The sequence below is a fragment of the Ruegeria sp. C9 genome (assembly GCF_056537585.1).
In genome coordinates this window covers 298,431-312,359 of record NZ_JBQFRU010000004.1, presented here as the reverse complement: position 1 = coordinate 312,359, position 13,929 = coordinate 298,431, and the positions used below count along the sequence as shown (strand labels likewise).

General features: G+C 57.4%; 17 protein-coding genes and 1 pseudogene. 9 read left to right on the top strand and 9 right to left on the bottom strand.

From position 1 onward, the window contains the following. Window positions 1-2: 2 nt before the first annotated feature. On the bottom strand, window positions 3-635 hold the full coding sequence (locus ACR0NE_RS12675; RefSeq protein ID WP_039970058.1) for an ATP-dependent Clp protease proteolytic subunit: 633 nt from the start codon (window positions 633-635) through the stop codon (window positions 3-5). Between the two features lie 309 nt (window positions 636-944). Here ACR0NE_RS12675 and ACR0NE_RS12670 point away from each other — a divergent pair, with 309 nt between their 5' ends. The 3 genes from ACR0NE_RS12670 (at window position 945) to ACR0NE_RS12660 (ending at window position 2,780) form a co-directional block, all read left to right on the top strand. Continuing rightward, window positions 945-1,286, top strand: a complete 342-nt coding sequence (locus tag ACR0NE_RS12670; protein ID WP_170397190.1) for an ArsR/SmtB family transcription factor — start codon at window positions 945-947, stop codon at window positions 1,284-1,286. Between the two features lie 99 nt (window positions 1,287-1,385). Continuing rightward, the gene (locus ACR0NE_RS12665; protein WP_010443271.1) at window positions 1,386-1,523 is read left to right on the top strand and encodes an entericidin A/B family lipoprotein; all 138 of its coding nucleotides are present in this window, start codon (window positions 1,386-1,388) and stop codon (window positions 1,521-1,523) included. Window positions 1,524-2,351: 828 nt separating this feature from the next. Next, complete coding sequence (locus ACR0NE_RS12660; RefSeq protein WP_170424195.1) at window positions 2,352-2,780, top strand: type II toxin-antitoxin system Phd/YefM family antitoxin; 429 nt, start codon at window positions 2,352-2,354, stop codon at window positions 2,778-2,780. Window positions 2,781-2,862: 82 nt separating this feature from the next. Here ACR0NE_RS12660 and ACR0NE_RS12655 read toward each other — a convergent pair whose 3' ends face one another. Then, on the bottom strand, window positions 2,863-3,312 hold the full coding sequence (locus tag ACR0NE_RS12655) for a hypothetical protein (protein ID WP_170597021.1): 450 nt from the start codon (window positions 3,310-3,312) through the stop codon (window positions 2,863-2,865). A gap of 130 nt (window positions 3,313-3,442) precedes the next feature. Next, window positions 3,443-3,763, bottom strand: coding sequence for a hypothetical protein (locus ACR0NE_RS12650; protein WP_170397195.1), 321 nt, complete (start codon window positions 3,761-3,763; stop codon window positions 3,443-3,445). A gap of 186 nt (window positions 3,764-3,949) precedes the next feature. Here ACR0NE_RS12650 and ACR0NE_RS12645 point away from each other — a divergent pair, with 186 nt between their 5' ends. Beyond that, entirely contained in the window at window positions 3,950-4,897 is a 948-nt protein-coding gene (locus ACR0NE_RS12645; RefSeq protein WP_170597020.1) for an aldo/keto reductase, read from the top strand. A gap of 28 nt (window positions 4,898-4,925) precedes the next feature. Here the strand turns inward: ACR0NE_RS12645 and lepA are convergent, their stop codons facing one another. Both lepA and ACR0NE_RS12635 read right to left on the bottom strand, forming a co-directional pair. Continuing rightward, a complete protein-coding gene (gene lepA, locus ACR0NE_RS12640; RefSeq protein WP_170397199.1) occupies window positions 4,926-6,725 on the bottom strand; it encodes a translation elongation factor 4 in 1,800 nt (599 codons plus the stop codon). A gap of 87 nt (window positions 6,726-6,812) precedes the next feature. Next, window positions 6,813-7,367 (bottom strand): annotated as a pseudogene (locus ACR0NE_RS12635) (RNA ligase family protein). 244 nt (window positions 7,368-7,611) lie between these two features. Between ACR0NE_RS12635 and ACR0NE_RS12630 the strand changes: the two are divergent. The 3 genes from ACR0NE_RS12630 to ACR0NE_RS12620 all read left to right on the top strand — a co-directional run bounded on the left by ACR0NE_RS12630 (window position 7,612) and on the right by ACR0NE_RS12620 (window position 10,229). Beyond that, window positions 7,612-7,920 carry a hypothetical protein gene (locus ACR0NE_RS12630; RefSeq protein ID WP_170404173.1) on the top strand — a complete coding sequence of 103 codons (309 nt, stop codon included), beginning with the start codon at window positions 7,612-7,614 and terminating at the stop codon, window positions 7,918-7,920. A gap of 65 nt (window positions 7,921-7,985) precedes the next feature. Next, the gene (locus ACR0NE_RS12625) at window positions 7,986-8,927 is read left to right on the top strand and encodes a LysR family transcriptional regulator (RefSeq protein ID WP_170597118.1); all 942 of its coding nucleotides are present in this window, start codon (window positions 7,986-7,988) and stop codon (window positions 8,925-8,927) included. Window positions 8,928-9,089: 162 nt separating this feature from the next. After that, window positions 9,090-10,229 (top strand): hypothetical protein, encoded by a 1,140-nt coding sequence (locus ACR0NE_RS12620; RefSeq protein WP_170597019.1) that lies wholly within the window; start codon window positions 9,090-9,092, stop codon window positions 10,227-10,229. Between the two features lie 172 nt (window positions 10,230-10,401). Here ACR0NE_RS12620 and ACR0NE_RS12615 read toward each other — a convergent pair whose 3' ends face one another. After that, window positions 10,402-10,854, bottom strand: a complete 453-nt coding sequence (locus tag ACR0NE_RS12615; protein ID WP_170597018.1) for a low molecular weight protein-tyrosine-phosphatase — start codon at window positions 10,852-10,854, stop codon at window positions 10,402-10,404. A 28-nt stretch (window positions 10,855-10,882) separates the two neighbouring features. Here ACR0NE_RS12615 and ACR0NE_RS12610 point away from each other — a divergent pair, with 28 nt between their 5' ends. Together ACR0NE_RS12610 and ACR0NE_RS12605 are read left to right on the top strand one after the other, a co-directional pair. Beyond that, window positions 10,883-11,581 carry an NAD-dependent deacylase gene (locus ACR0NE_RS12610; RefSeq protein WP_170511485.1) on the top strand — a complete coding sequence of 233 codons (699 nt, stop codon included), beginning with the start codon at window positions 10,883-10,885 and terminating at the stop codon, window positions 11,579-11,581. A 61-nt stretch (window positions 11,582-11,642) separates the two neighbouring features. Further along, a complete protein-coding gene (locus ACR0NE_RS12605; RefSeq protein ID WP_170511483.1) occupies window positions 11,643-12,251 on the top strand; it encodes a DUF308 domain-containing protein in 609 nt (202 codons plus the stop codon). A 68-nt stretch (window positions 12,252-12,319) separates the two neighbouring features. Here the strand turns inward: ACR0NE_RS12605 and ACR0NE_RS12600 are convergent, their stop codons facing one another. From ACR0NE_RS12600 to rpmB, 3 genes are all read right to left on the bottom strand, one after another. Next, on the bottom strand, window positions 12,320-12,784 hold the full coding sequence (locus tag ACR0NE_RS12600) for a copper chaperone PCu(A)C (protein WP_170597017.1): 465 nt from the start codon (window positions 12,782-12,784) through the stop codon (window positions 12,320-12,322). Window positions 12,785-12,829: 45 nt separating this feature from the next. After that, window positions 12,830-13,180, bottom strand: coding sequence for a glycosyltransferase family protein (locus ACR0NE_RS12595; protein ID WP_170597016.1), 351 nt, complete (start codon window positions 13,178-13,180; stop codon window positions 12,830-12,832). 405 nt (window positions 13,181-13,585) lie between these two features. Further along, window positions 13,586-13,873 (bottom strand): 50S ribosomal protein L28, encoded by a 288-nt coding sequence (gene rpmB, locus ACR0NE_RS12590; RefSeq protein WP_008756960.1) that lies wholly within the window; start codon window positions 13,871-13,873, stop codon window positions 13,586-13,588. Window positions 13,874-13,929: the final 56 nt, after the last annotated feature.

Sequence of the window (13,929 nt, the reverse complement as noted above, 5' to 3'; positions counted from 1 at the left end):
ACCTAGGCCTCGTCACCATCCATCTTGGCGCGGTTCTCGACGATCTCGTCGATATGGCCCCAATCCTTGGCCTCTTCCGGGCTCATGAAATTGTCACGATCCAGCGCCTTTTCAACCGCCTTTTTGGTCTGCCCGGTATGGCGCACATAGATGTCATACAGGCGATCTTTCAGCTTTTGCGTCTCGGCTGCGTGAATCATAATGTCGCTTGCCTGACCCTGATATCCACCGCTGGGCTGGTGCACCATGATCCGGCTGTTGGGCAGCGAAAAGCGCATTCCCTTCTCGCCCCCGGCCAGCAGAACCGAACCCATCGACGCCGCCTGACCGATCACCAATGTGGAACATTTCGGCTTGATATACTGCATTGTGTCGTAAATCGACAAACCACTGGTGACCACGCCACCGGGAGAGTTGATGTAGATCGAGATTTCCTTGTTCGGATTTTCCGCCTCAAGGTGCAGCAGCTGAGCGACCACCAAATGGCTCATACCGTCATGGATGGGGCCGTTGATGAAAATGATCCGCTCTTTCAGAAGGCGCGAGAAGATGTCGTATGCGCGCTCGCCCCGGCTGGTCTGCTCGACGACCATGGGGACGAGTGTGTTCATATATGTATCAACTGGATCGAACATTCGGAACCTGCCTGTTTTGCGATGGATCGGGACATTACCCGAAGAGTAGTTACCCGAGTCTTAGTGCCGCCACAGGGGGGCTGCAAGGGGGGCCGAACGTTCCCACGAATTCCGTCTACCTGCACGACCCGAATGCACACGCCGCTACAGGTCGGTTGACGGATTGCGCGGAAACGTGCTGGTTACATCACGCTATTTTGATCCATGCATATGGAAATACATGCCTGGAAATTGTACCAAGAGTTCTCGCTGCGGATGCGGCGCCGGTCAGGCGCCGGGATTCGGCGGCACTAACGAGGGAATACGATCATGGCTTTTCCGCAAATGACCGAGGATATGTCACCCGGCGACCTTGACCGGATGGTTGAAAACGCGACGCGCGCATCGAACTTTCTGAAAGCCATAAGCCACGAAGGGCGTTTGATGATCCTGTGTCACCTCGTCTCGGGCGAGAAATCCGTTACTGAACTGGAACAATTGCTATCGGCCCGCCAAGCCGCCGTTTCTCAGCAACTTTCGCGGCTCAGACTTGAGGGGCTGGTTGTTCCTCGTCGCGAAGGCAAGGCGATATATTACCGGCTGGCAGATGATCGACCAGCCCGAATACTGGAAGTGGTGTACGAACTGTTTTGCGCTCAGGATGCGACCTGAGCCTAGTATTTAGCCCTTCGAAATCGGCCATGCAAAACCTGTAGCTATGGCCCGGGAAAGCTGCTAGTCAATTCGAAACAAGCACTTATGGAGCAACCGATGATCCGCGCAATTCTGATTGGCCTGGCCCTGTTCACCTTGACCGCATGCGAAACCGCAAAGGGCGCTGGCAAAGATATCGAAAACGCCGGAGATGCCATCCAGAACGCGGCCGAGGACGTGCAGGAAAACATCTGATCGTGACGGGATGTTGCGTTCAGGCAACGCTTACCCGCGATATGTAGTTGCCACACCGACTCAACCCGAGTAGTGTGCCGGTACAGGTGCATAGACGCGGCATTGCATTTCTGACACTTTGACGGGGTTCTTTTGCGCAAGCGAAAGAACCCCGTTCTGGTCCGGAGGGTGGTGCGTGATAGCCTGTATGAACCTTGGGTTCTCAAAAAGGAAAAGGCGTCAGGTGCTCAGACGCGGTCTTTGCATGCATCCTTGCGGACACTCCTGACGCCTTGCCGGTCCGTTCCGCCCGAGGGGCTTCCCGGTCCAGTTGCCTCGGCCCCCGAAGGGACTTTGGCCACTGCCACACGCGCTATGTCGCGTCGCAGTCCGCGCGGACCTTCTGAGAGGCTGAGCATTTAACCCGAACCGAAGCCCAGACCACCTGCTCCACCACCGGTAAGCCATTGCAACTAAAAACAAATCCTAAAATCCGCCTTCGCTGCTGTGGCCCCCTTGGCCCTTGCATCCCGCCCCTGTTCCGAAGATCAGAAGCAGTAACCAGACTGTTACATCAGCGTCATGATCCGGCAAGAAAATAGCACTGCAGCATAAAAATTAGACGGGGATAAGCTGTTGATATCCGCCGGGAGAGCCATGTGGATAACCCGAGAATTCGCGTCATCGCGCGGGCTTGGGGATGGAAAAAGTCAAATATGGATCGCCGGCCAGAATTCGCTTGGTTTCTGCACCTGCGAAGGTCCCGCGCGCTGAATTAGGGGGGTATTGTCCGAGTTGTACAACACTCAAGCCCCCAATCTTTCGAATCGTACAACTGGAGATTCGCCTATGCGCCTGACCATTTCTCAAGCCCGCGCCCGTTTGGGCGAACTGGCCACCTTGTCGCAAGACCCCCGGCAAGTGATCGTGCTGACCCGTTATGGCAAACCGATCGCCGCACTGGTGTCGATGAACGAGGCGCAGCGGATTTGGGAGTTACTGGATGATGACACCATCGGACGCAAACACCCGCTCAGCGGGCTGCGTGGGTGGTGGTCGAAGGGGCGTGGTATTCCGGGGATGGAACCTGGGCCGGACGGTTCTTACCTCACCGCGCGCGACGCCGCGCTGAAGGACCGCGAGATCCAGATGACCCGTGCCGAGGAACGCCGCATTCTCAAACGCGGGGGTCTGGACCCTGTCGCGGGCGGCGAGATCGCCGCCCGGCCCGTCGCCTCCCTGTGGAGACTGTTGTTTATGAGAAGCGCTCCGACCTGACCGGGGTACCTACTACTCCTGCCGCAGTCACAAATCTCAGCGGCATTAACCCCCTTTAACATCCGATCGGGCCGGAAACGCTTCAGTTCACCTGACGTTCCAGAACAGTGCTGTAGGTCGTTCCGTTCCGCAGGCTACGGAAATCGGCAAAGATCTTGCCGTCCTCGTACCGCGCATCGATCAACGCATTTGCGCCAATCACCAGCGGGGAAGTTTCGACGATGCCAATCGAGCCCGACCCATCGAGGCTGATGGTCCCGGTGGCTTCGTATTCGTTCCATTCAGTGTCACCCTCGCGGCGCCATTTGCTGGGGCCCCAGAAGACATTGTCTTCCTGCATCTGGACGTCGAGCATCCATTCGGCCTGATTAAAGCGGGGCTGATCGCCCTTGTAATAATGGCTGGGCTGCACGGTCGTGTAAGACCCGACCCACGTGCCGCGCAGATCCGGTGTGGTATCGGCCAGTGCTGCGGTTCCGAGGGCGAGGGACGTGGCCAGAGCGGCGGCTCCGGCAGTCATGTATCTGGTCATGGGGATCTCCTCCTGAAAGCGACCCTTTGGAGTTCAAAAGCGAACATCCTTGCTGTGGCATACAGATTGGGCGGTGGTGCGCCGGTTACAACTTACCTAAGGGAAACTTCATGAACCGGTAATGTTTGCGTCAGGCCCAGGCCAGCGCAGTGCCGAGGATGACCAGACCGATACCTGCCGCCTCGCGATACGAGAAGTTCTCGCCGAACAGAAAGAATGAGGCGATGGCGATCAGAACCACTTCGGCCCCAAGAATGCCGGTATAGATGATGCCCAGCCGTTCCTCGCGCAGAGCGGCGAGTTCGAGCGTGGCCCCGGCCAGCAGGGTCGCGACGATCAGTAGACCAAGACCCACGCCGGGGAGTTTCCACCAGAACTTCATCGCGATCATGGCAACGGAATAAAGGCCTGCTGATCCAAAAGCGATAAGGGGAACAAGCGATGTAGACATAAGGGCCTCCTGCAAAGGTTGCCGTTGGGTCAACTGTAGCAGATGGGCTGATTTAGGGCTGTGAGGTGGGTCACAGTTTCAGGTTCCATTCTCGCTTTTCTTCTAGTGTTTTTTGCCCCCGAACTTGCAGTGATGGGTCGACCTGTTCAAAATTCAATTATTCATATGCGACTGGGGAGGGGTGCAATGACAACACTTTGCGAAATAGGTCAAACCGGAGTGCGAATCCCACGAATTGGCTTTGGATCAACCGGTATAGGCAACATTCCACAGATTTACGGTTACGAAGTTGATGAGAATAGGGCGCGCGAGACCATACGTGCCATACTTGCCCGGCCCGACGGTTTTATCGACACCGCCCGAGGCTATGCGTTGGGGCGTAGCGAGGAGCGCATCGGGAGTGTCATCCGTGAACTCGGTGGCTGGCCGAAAGGCCGCGTTCTGTCCACAAAAGTAGACCGTGACATGGAAACGAATGTTTTCGACGCCGCCCAAGCGCGGCGGTCCTTTGAACAAAGCCTCAAGGCTCTTGAGGTAGATCGCGTGGACATCCTTCATCTGCACGACCCGGAATACGCTGGTGACGTAACTGAGATTACCCGCAGCGGAGGTGCGCTGGACGAATTATTCAAAATTAAAGAGGAAGGATTGGCAACTGCAGTTGGTCTGGCGGGCGGGCAGTTGGATGTGTTGATGCCAATGCTGCGCGAACGGGATTTCGACGTGGTGATGACTCACAACCGGCACACGCTTGTAAACATGAATGCGGCGCCGCTGATCGAACTGGCCAACTCGAAGGACGTTACGGTATTGAACGCAGCGCCTTACGCCGGCGGAATCTTGGCCAGAGGCAGCGCAATCCATCATTTCTACGTCTATCGGCCAGCAACAGAAGAAACGCTCGCACCTGTGCGCGCGGTTGAGGAAATCTGTGCCCGCTTTGACGTGCCCTTAGGCGCCTTAGCGCTGCAATTCTCGATGCGGGACGCAAAAATTGCGTCAACGGTGTGTGGAGTGACTTGGCCACAGCATGTGAGACAAACACTCGAATGGGCGGATTGGGATATCCCAAGAGCGGTTTGGAGTGAACTCGCGGAACTTGGTCAGAGTGACGCTGATCCTGAGGCCGTATAGAACCGATCAACGGAGAGGAAGGACAGCCTTAGCTGTCCATCTTCAACGCTGAAATAAACGCCTCCTGCGGGATATCCACTTTCCCGAACTGGCGCATCTTCTTCTTACCCGCCTTCTGCTTGTCCAGCAGTTTGCGTTTCCGCGTGGCGTCGCCTCCGTAGCATTTGGCGGTCACGTCCTTGCGCAAGGCCGAGAGGGTCTCGCGGGCGATGACCTTGCCTCCGATGGCGGCCTGGATCGGGATTTTGAACATGTGGCGCGGGATCAGGTCCTTGAGCTTTTCGCACATCGCCCGGCCCCGCATCTCGGCCCGGTCGCGGTGAACCATGGTCGACAGCGCGTCGACCGGTTCGTCATTCACCAGCACCGACATCTTGACCAGATTATCCTCGGTATAACCGGTCATCTGATAGTCGAACGAGGCATAGCCCTTGGTCACCGATTTCAGGCGGTCGTAGAAGTCAAAGACGACCTCGTTCAGCGGCAGGTCATAGACGACCATGGCGCGGGTGCCCGCATAGGTCAGGTCCAGCTGGATGCCGCGGCGGTCCTGGCAGAGTTTCAGCACGTCGCCGAGGTATTCGTCGGGCACCAGAATGGTCGCCTTGATGCGCGGTTCCTCGATATGGTCGACCTTGGACGGATCAGGCATGTCGGCGGGGTTGTGCAGCTCGATCATCTCGCCGTCTTTCATGTAGACGTGATAGATCACCGACGGCGCTGTGGTGATGAGCTCGATATCATATTCGCGCTCGATACGGTCGCGGATGACCTCAAGGTGCAGAAGGCCGAGGAAGCCGCAGCGGAAGCCAAAGCCCAGCGCGGCCGAGGTTTCCATTTCGAACGAGAACGAGGCGTCGTTCAGGGCCAGTTTGTCGATCGCATCGCGCAGGTCTTCGAATTCGGAACTGTCGACGGGGAAGAGACCGCAGAACACCACCGGCTGCGCGGGTTTGAATCCCGTCAGGGCCTCTTCGGTGCCGTTGCGGTCATTGGTGATGGTGTCACCGACGCGGGTGTCGCGGACCTGTTTGATTGAGGCGGTGAGAAAGCCGATCTCACCGGGGCCAAGCGAGTCGACCATCTCCATCTCGGGCCGGAAGACACCAACGCGGTCGACATGGTGCAGGGTGTTGTTCGACATGAACTTCACCCGCATCCCCTTTTTCAGCGTGCCGTCCATGATGCGGACCAGAACGATGACGCCGAGATAGGCGTCGTACCAGGAATCCACCAGCATCGCCTTGAGCGGCGCGTCCAAGTTGCCTTGCGGCGCGGGCAGCTGCTGCACAATGGCCTCAAGTGTTTCGTGGATGCCCTGCCCCGTCTTGGCACTGACCTGAATGGCGTCGGTCGCGTCGATGCCGATCACATCCTCGATCTGTTCGGCCACGCGGTCACAATCGGACGCGGGCAGGTCGATCTTGTTCAGCACCGGTACGATCTCATGATCCGCATCGATAGCCTGATACACATTCGCCAGCGTCTGCGCCTCAACCCCCTGGGTCGAGTCGACAACCAGCAGTGAGCCCTCAACCGCACGCATGGACCGGCTGACCTCATAGGCAAAGTCCACGTGGCCGGGCGTGTCGATCAGGTTCAGCACATAAGCCTCGCCATTGTCGGCGGTATAGTCGATGCGAACCGTGTTGGCCTTGATGGTGATGCCGCGTTCACGCTCGATATCCATGCTGTCGAGCAGCTGTTCCTTCATGTCGCGATCCTTAACCGTTCCGGTCTCTTGGATGAGCCGGTCAGCAAGGGTGGATTTGCCATGGTCGATATGCGCGACGATGGAGAAATTGCGGATATGAGCGAGGTCTGTCATGGGTTGGGGATATGCGTCGGAAATGGGCTGTGGTCAAGGTGGGACGAAGCCCCAGCGAAACCCTTTGATTGCGAGGCCTCTGACCGTTCAGAGCAACCTGTTTTTGACCAACTCCGCGTTCATCCAATGCGTATCACTCTGCACGTGACCCTCGCGCACGTATTTCGCGTGGTGAGTGGGCATGTCTTCTTCGTTAAACGCTGCAGTTGTGCGAACGACAAAACCCTCCTGAGTATCCAGATCCAGGCCCGCGATCACATCTGCCAGAACCTTAACAGAGAACCGTCCGCGATAGAGTTCGGGAACGGCAGCAATCCCCAGCTCGAGAAAGCGTGAAAGCGTCGCGTCCCACGATTGCACGCGCTTTGCCTTGATCCAGGCGAAGCCCAGGAAATAAGTCGGCAACGCCGAGTACGCTATCTAGCGGCGCGCAAACAGATATTCACCGACTATGCGCTCATCTTCGTCAAGCTGTGGCGAAATTCCGGTAGCGAAGGCCTTCATCCAATCTCGGGACGGGTGGTAACGCGCGTCAATACTGCGGGGGTGGCAGCCCTGACTATGAATCGTTGTATTCTCACCGTCCAGTTTTTCGGTGAAGACGACCTCATCAGCCGAAGCCAGTTTATCAACGCTGGACATGATCTTATCATCGCTGGTCGCCCCGGGAGACTCCGGCAGATGGAAGTGCGCCCGTATTTCTTAAGCATAGTGGTCTCATGAAAGAGATTTAAACAATGTCTGGCCAGAAAACGCGACATCCCAGCCGCGTGCAATCACTTTTTCGAACCACCCAATTGATCCCGAATCCACTTTGATTCATACTCCGCCGCAGACCGAGAGGGGCATAAGACCCGTCCGGGCAGGCAAAAAACGAGGCTCGAGTATGAAACAGTTCCTCTTAATCGCATTTTGTGCGGCATCGCTGACGTCGGTGGCACACACAGTGGACGCGGCGCAGATCAAGCGGGCGTGTCTGGCATCAGACCGTGAAGCGGCGACGCGGGCGCGGTGCCGGTGTATTCAGCGCGTGGCGGATCAGGCGCTGACGCGTAGTGATCAGAAGACCGTCGCCAAGTGGTTCACCAACCCGCATCAGGCGCAGGAGTTAAAGATGTCGCAGACCGCGCGCGATGATGCGCTGTGGGATCGGTATCAGAACTTTGGCCAGATGGCGCAAGCGATCTGCAACTGAGCCCTGTCAATCCTTGACCTGATGCCTGCTGCGCCTCAGAAATGGCGCAGCGAAAGGTATGTGCGATGGTGATGAAAGGGTTGACCCTGCGGGGCCTTGAGGTGTTCGAGGCGCTGGCGCGGACCGGATCGGTGGCGCAGGCGGCCGAGATCACGGGGCTCAGCCAGCCCTCGGTTTCCCAGCAGTTGCGCAATCTGGAAAAGGCTTTGGGCACCGATCTGGTGGATCACGGGCGACGACCGATGCGACTGACGCAGGCCGGCCGCAGTTTCCTGGCGCGGGCCGAGGCAGTGCTGGCCGAGTTGCAGATGGCGCAAGGCGAACTGGCAGTGATGGATCTGGGGCATCTGACCACCCTGTCCATCGGCTTGATCGACGATTTCGACAACGACCTGACGCCGCGATTGGCGACGTTGCTGGCCGACAGTCTGACCCGGTCGAAATTCAAGCTGATCACGCTGCCCAGCTTGGACCTGTTTGCCGAGCTGGAAGCGCAGCGCCTGCACATGGCGGTCTCGGCCCATTCTGGCGAGGTGCTGGAGGGCGTGGTCGAATATCCGCTGGTGCAGGATCCGTTCATTCTGGTCGCGCCTAAGGGCGTTGCGCAACCAGTGCAGGATCTGCCCTTTCTGCGCTATGCCCGCGAGCAGTTGATCAGCCGTCAGATCGAAAGCCATCTGGCCCGGCAGCAGCTGGAGTTCGGGGAACGGTTCGAAATCGGCTCACACCTCGCGCTGATGGCGATGGTTGCGCGCGGCCTCGGCTGGGCGATTACCACGCCGCTGGGCTATATGCGCGCCGCCCGCTTCCACGACGGGATGGAGGCGCACCCTGCCCCGTTCGGTGAATTCGCGCGCACCATTTCCTTGTTTACACGGACCGACTGGTCCGATCAGGTACCGCAGGAGGTGGCCGACATGATCCGACGCCTGATGCGCAGCCAGATCGTTGATCCAGCGATTGCGCAATTGCCGTGGTTAGGTGGTCAGTTGAAGGTGGTGGGGTGACCTGACGCTCTCCAAGGCGTGAAAGGCAGTTTTGTAATCTGGATGACTTTATTATTAATACTCTGCTTGGTCGTCGGACTTGCATCCACACCTTTCATTATTAAGCGAAAACGCTCCAGAGCCGAGGCGAGGTGCAGTGCCCTTCGGAGAAGCATGGGTCTCATGAATTCTGAAAGAAGACCTTCACTGCCTGCTGAAGATCGGTCAGGAATGTTAGAGTTCTTGGCTTATTCAATGAGCAACCCCGCGCTGTGTGCTTCTCTTGATGATGACATCGTCCGCATAAGCGCCCAAGTGGACCGGGATAAGTACAATATCGAACAAATAGTTGCCGTGCATTTGACATCAAATTTCTTCGCCTGGCGTGGCCTGAAAAACGACGAGAGTATAATCAACGATCTCTCGACACTCGGCAATCTGATTACATGTATGCTCTACACTATTAAGCCAGAGAAATGGAGCTCAGCGCCTACCAAGACGAATAAGCTATCTCCATTGTCCGATGACGAAATTCGCTCGCTTTATCAACTTAAGATATTTGGGAGTCATTTTGGCAACGAGAAAAGTAGCCTTGAAAGATCTAAATGGCTCAAAGGAATTGCGATAGCTCAAGCCTTTGGCAATTTGGGGGCTGTTCTTGAACAACGAGAAGCATCCATCCGGGATAGAGCAAGCGCGTCTTCGGATTGGCTTCAACGGGTTGGAGGGAGCGATTCCGCAATGCACCTTCTAAAGGATGGATGGCTGCCGTTCCTCAAATCACTGGAACACCCTGATATCCGGCTCTGGAATGAGATCGTTACCGATTTCGAAGAATTTGAAGGTGATCGCTTAGAGGCCGCTTTCTGGATTTTGGAACAACCTGAATGTGATCGGTTAACTGCATGGCACTTTATTGTTGGCACGATCTCTTGGGAAGTTCTGGACTGGGATCTGAAGATGCAAAAGGAGCGAAGAGAAACAACGCTCCAAGATGCGTTCGAAGCGGTATTAAAAAGATGGAATACCGGCTTTTATCGATACCACTCGCTGTCTTATCCACAGAAAGAGGAGGATGAAGGTCATCACGGTTTTGATAGCAGCACCATTTTTGACCTGCTTACTGCCTTAGAGCACAGGTTGGACCTTCCTCCATTTACACGCCCGAGCCAATTAGACCAGGATTTAGGCAACCCGACCGACGATCTTTCAAGATCGGTTTCGGTTGGGCTTAGGTATTGTCATCAAGAAGGCCTATGTCTTCAGCGCGGTTGTGACTGGCATGTACCCGCCTGGCATCCAGCATCCGCGGTTGAGAATTAGATTTTGGAACCACTAGAGCAGGGCGTATTCGCGCAATGATGCAGCCCACAGCCGAATTGAGGCTGCGTATTTTGAACCTAATTGTGAACATATGCGACTGTGCGAATTCAAGGTGCTAAATCTCGTGATCGTCGCTGATCCTTAATCGCTTTCTCAAACAGGACGAAACTGGTTATTGAAACGAAGTGCGAAGACGCGCATCCAGCCCCGCCACGGCCTCTTCGATTAGGTCCAGAGCGCCGTCGAAATCCCCGGTGTAGTACGGGTCAGGCACATGGTCGGCACCGGTATGGGGGGCGAAATCGGTCAACAGGCGGACCGGGGTGTCGTTGCCGTCCGGGCGCAAATCTTCGATGTTCGCGATGTTTTCTGCGTCCATTCCGATGATCAGGTCGAAGTGGTTGAAATCCTCGGCCACGAACTGGCGCGCGCGTAGGTCGCTGAGGTCGATATCACGCGCGCGGGCGGCCTTTTGCATCGGGCCATAAGGCGGGCTGCCGATATGCCAGCCCGAGGTTCCGGCGCTGTCGGTGATATGCCCCGGCGCCCGGGCGCGGAACACACCCTCGGCAGCGGGTGAGCGGCAGATATTGCCCAGGCAGACGAAAAGGATACGGTGTGTCATGGGAACGGGTGTAACGCGTGAGGCGGGTATGGAAAAGATCGTCATTCTGACCGGCGCCGGGATTTCCGCCGAAAGCGGATTGGGCACGTTCCGCGATGAAGGGGGCCTGTGGGCGCAGCACCGGATCGAGGATGTGGCCACGCCCGAGGGCTTTGCCCGCAATCCGTCGCTGGTGCATCAGTTTTACAATGCCCGCCGAGTACAGGCCGCCAAGGCGCAACCCAACGCGGCGCATCAGGCGCTGGCCCGGTTGCAGCAGGGCTGGCCTGGAGAGGTGATCCTTGTCACCCAGAATGTCGACAGCCTGCACGAGGCAGGAGGGGCCGCGCATGTGATCCATATGCATGGCACCTTGGCTGGGGCTTTGTGTGAGGCGTGCGGATATCGTTGGGCTTCGCCACCCGAAATGGATGTGGGTGAGCCCTGCCCGTCCTGTCACCAGCCCTCGGCCCGGCCCGACGTGGTATGGTTCGGCGAGATGCCATATTTCATGGATGAGATCTACGACCATCTGATGGAAGCATCGCTGTTCGCCTCGATCGGCACCTCGGGGCAGGTTTATCCGGCGGCAGGGTTTGTACAAGAGGCGCGGGCCGTGGGCGCGCGGACGATCGAATTGAACCTTGAGCCATCAGCCGGAATATTTGATGAAACCCGGCTGGGGCCAGCCTCGAAGGCAGTACCGCGCTGGGTCGATGAGCTGTTGGCGCGAGGCAGCACGCGATAGGGGCAGACAGCGGCGCGTCTTCCCGTCTATGGTGCAGAAAACGCAAACCCGAGTGAGTGACATGACCGATCTACCGCCCAAAGACGGAGAAATCCTTGACGACAGCAGTATCGACGCGCGCGATACGTTAAGTACCAATCTGGCCAGCCTGTGGTGGACCTTTCTGCTGCGTGGAATTCTCGCAGGTCTGATCGGGATTGCAGCGCTGTTCTGGCCGACCAGCAGCATCTCATTATTGCTGCGATTGGTAGGGGCGCTGCTGATTCTGGATGGCGCGCTGACCTGGCTGGGTTTTGGGCGGCGCGGGCTGATCGGAGGCGTCGGGATCGGTGCCGCGCTGATCGGTTTGGTGTTGCTGATCTGGCCACAGGGCGTGGCCTGGCTGGCCTTCACCCTCATGGGGGCGATGGCGCTGTTCGTTGCGATCGGCTCGTTCATGGCGCTGCCGCAAATGCATCCACAAGACCCCGAGCGCGCAACGGTGCGTAATTCAGGTATCTTCGCACTCATCGTCGGGCTGGTGCTGATCTTCTGGCCCGGCAGCGGCATGGTGGCGTTGGGCTGGGCAATTGCCTTCTTCGCGCTGACCTCGGCGGTGGTGATGTTCTTTCTGGCGGCGCGGTTCAAAAAAGCGGGCGATCGATTGGGGATGAAAACCGTCAACAGATGACGCAACAGGCCGGGCATTGCCCGGCCTGACGTATGGATGATGGCTGTACCACAGCCTGAAGACAGGCGTTAGTTCGAATGGCCGCCTTTGTCCTGGCGCTCAAGATCGACCGGGATCTCGACCGCGACCTCTCCAGCATTTTCGAAGATCAGAGTGACGGGAACGGTTCCGCCCTGTTCGAAAGGCGCGGTCAGGCCCATGAACATGACGTGATCACCGCCGCGTTTCAGCATGTGGGTTTCGCCCGCCGGAATGGCGAAGCCTTCCTTCACATGCACCATCTTGGCGACACCGTTTTCGTCAACCTTATGAGTGTGCAGTTCCACTCGGGCAGCCGCATCCGAGGTCACGCCGATCAGGCGGTCATCGGTAACGCCTTGATTCTGGATCATCATGAAGGCGGCACCCGCCTTCGCGGTTTTGCCCGAAGACCGTGCATAAGGGTCTTCGACCGAGATGGTATCGGCAGCCAGCGCCGCACCGGTCAGCGAAAAGGTAGTCAGGACTGCAAGCAGGCTGGATTTGAGGGTCATTGTGCCTCTCCTTGGTAACTGTCTGATAGAATTTGGAAACTGGAATCAGGCAGAAACCGGCGGGGCACGAGCTGGGTGTCGCGGCAGCGGCGCGGCAATCAGATGCTGGGAAAGGAGCGACGGCGCGGGGAGCGCGCGCGACGGGGCCGGAGGTACGGCAACCGAGGCTTCATGGATCGCGCCCAGCAGGTTGAGCGCATAGTCAGGGCAGTATTGCGGTGTGCGGGTCGGTTGGCCGTCTTCGTCCATATAGACGACGACCGGCCCGCTGCCGGTGCACAAAACCATCTGCCCGACCGCGCGCTCCATACCCCGCGACACGGCCAGTCCCTGCCCGGTGAGGATCACCATCAAGGACAGCGCATAAGGCAGAAATGTGCGGAAAAAGCCTGTCATGTCAGCTTGGTATATACGCCGCCCGCTGAACCGGCTTCAAGCGCAAAGCAGTGGCTGAGACAGTATGGCCTAGCTCAGCTTTTCGGCGGCCTGAACGCCTCGGCATTCATCCCCGTATGCAGTCGGTTTACCCGGCGCTGCATCCGGGTGCAGCGGATCACAGCTTTTGCAATTGATCGTGGCAGTAAAAACAGAAAATTCTTTGCTTTGAGTGACATGGTAACCCCCTCAACATGAATATGCATAAACATATGCGATATTCAGCAGGCGTTCTGTGAACAACGTCACGAAGCGGGGCGTTTTATTACCATTTCAGAGACAATCATTCGCACAGGGGCAGCGAATGCAAAAAAGAAAAGCCCCACACCGCAGGGTGCAGGGCTGAATTCTTGCGTGAGAAAGCGCTTAGGCCGAGGCTTGTGCCTTGGCGATTTCTTTCTTCACTTTCAGGGCGTTCGCCGACAGCTCGTCATCCTTGGCTTTGGCCAGGAACGCGTCCAGACCACCGCGGTGGTCGACCGAGCGCAGGGCAGCTGCCGAGATGCGCAGCTTGACGCCACGACCCAGAGTTTCCGACTGCAGGGTAACGTCGTTCAGGTTGGGCAGAAAACGGCGACGAGTTCTGTTTTTGGCGTGGCTGACATTGTTGCCAGTCATCGGGCCTTTTCCGGTCAGTTCGCAACGGCGCGACATGGTTTCTTCCTTTGTTTCTGGAGGCCGGGTACAAGACCCGCGGCCAAATCACAAGG

Bases quoted from the DNA above. Each gene is read 5' to 3' on its own strand.
- ACR0NE_RS12605 (WP_170511483.1), top strand. From the start codon at position 11,643: ATGACCGATCTACCGCCCAAAGACGGAGAAATCCTTGACGACAGCAGT.
- ACR0NE_RS12625 (WP_170597118.1), top strand. From the start codon at position 7,986: ATGGTGATGAAAGGGTTGACCCTGCGGGGCCTTGAGGTGTTCGAGGCG.
- ACR0NE_RS12650 (WP_170397195.1), bottom strand. From the start codon at position 3,763: ATGTCTACATCGCTTGTTCCCCTTATCGCTTTTGGATCAGCAGGCCTT.
- ACR0NE_RS12600 (WP_170597017.1), bottom strand. From the start codon at position 12,784: ATGACCCTCAAATCCAGCCTGCTTGCAGTCCTGACTACCTTTTCGCTG.
- ACR0NE_RS12665 (WP_010443271.1), top strand. From the start codon at position 1,386: ATGATCCGCGCAATTCTGATTGGCCTGGCCCTGTTCACCTTGACCGCA.
- ACR0NE_RS12595 (WP_170597016.1), bottom strand. From the start codon at position 13,180: ATGACAGGCTTTTTCCGCACATTTCTGCCTTATGCGCTGTCCTTGATG.
- ACR0NE_RS12655 (WP_170597021.1), bottom strand. From the start codon at position 3,312: ATGACCAGATACATGACTGCCGGAGCCGCCGCTCTGGCCACGTCCCTC.
- ACR0NE_RS12630 (WP_170404173.1), top strand. From the start codon at position 7,612: ATGAAACAGTTCCTCTTAATCGCATTTTGTGCGGCATCGCTGACGTCG.
- rpmB (WP_008756960.1), bottom strand. From the start codon at position 13,873: ATGTCGCGCCGTTGCGAACTGACCGGAAAAGGCCCGATGACTGGCAAC.
- ACR0NE_RS12645 (WP_170597020.1), top strand. From the start codon at position 3,950: ATGACAACACTTTGCGAAATAGGTCAAACCGGAGTGCGAATCCCACGA.
- ACR0NE_RS12615 (WP_170597018.1), bottom strand. From the start codon at position 10,854: ATGACACACCGTATCCTTTTCGTCTGCCTGGGCAATATCTGCCGCTCA.
- ACR0NE_RS12675 (WP_039970058.1), bottom strand. From the start codon at position 635: ATGTTCGATCCAGTTGATACATATATGAACACACTCGTCCCCATGGTC.
- ACR0NE_RS12620 (WP_170597019.1), top strand. From the start codon at position 9,090: ATGAATTCTGAAAGAAGACCTTCACTGCCTGCTGAAGATCGGTCAGGA.
- ACR0NE_RS12670 (WP_170397190.1), top strand. From the start codon at position 945: ATGGCTTTTCCGCAAATGACCGAGGATATGTCACCCGGCGACCTTGAC.
- lepA (WP_170397199.1), bottom strand. From the start codon at position 6,725: ATGACAGACCTCGCTCATATCCGCAATTTCTCCATCGTCGCGCATATC.
- ACR0NE_RS12610 (WP_170511485.1), top strand. From the start codon at position 10,883: ATGGAAAAGATCGTCATTCTGACCGGCGCCGGGATTTCCGCCGAAAGC.
- ACR0NE_RS12660 (WP_170424195.1), top strand. From the start codon at position 2,352: ATGCGCCTGACCATTTCTCAAGCCCGCGCCCGTTTGGGCGAACTGGCC.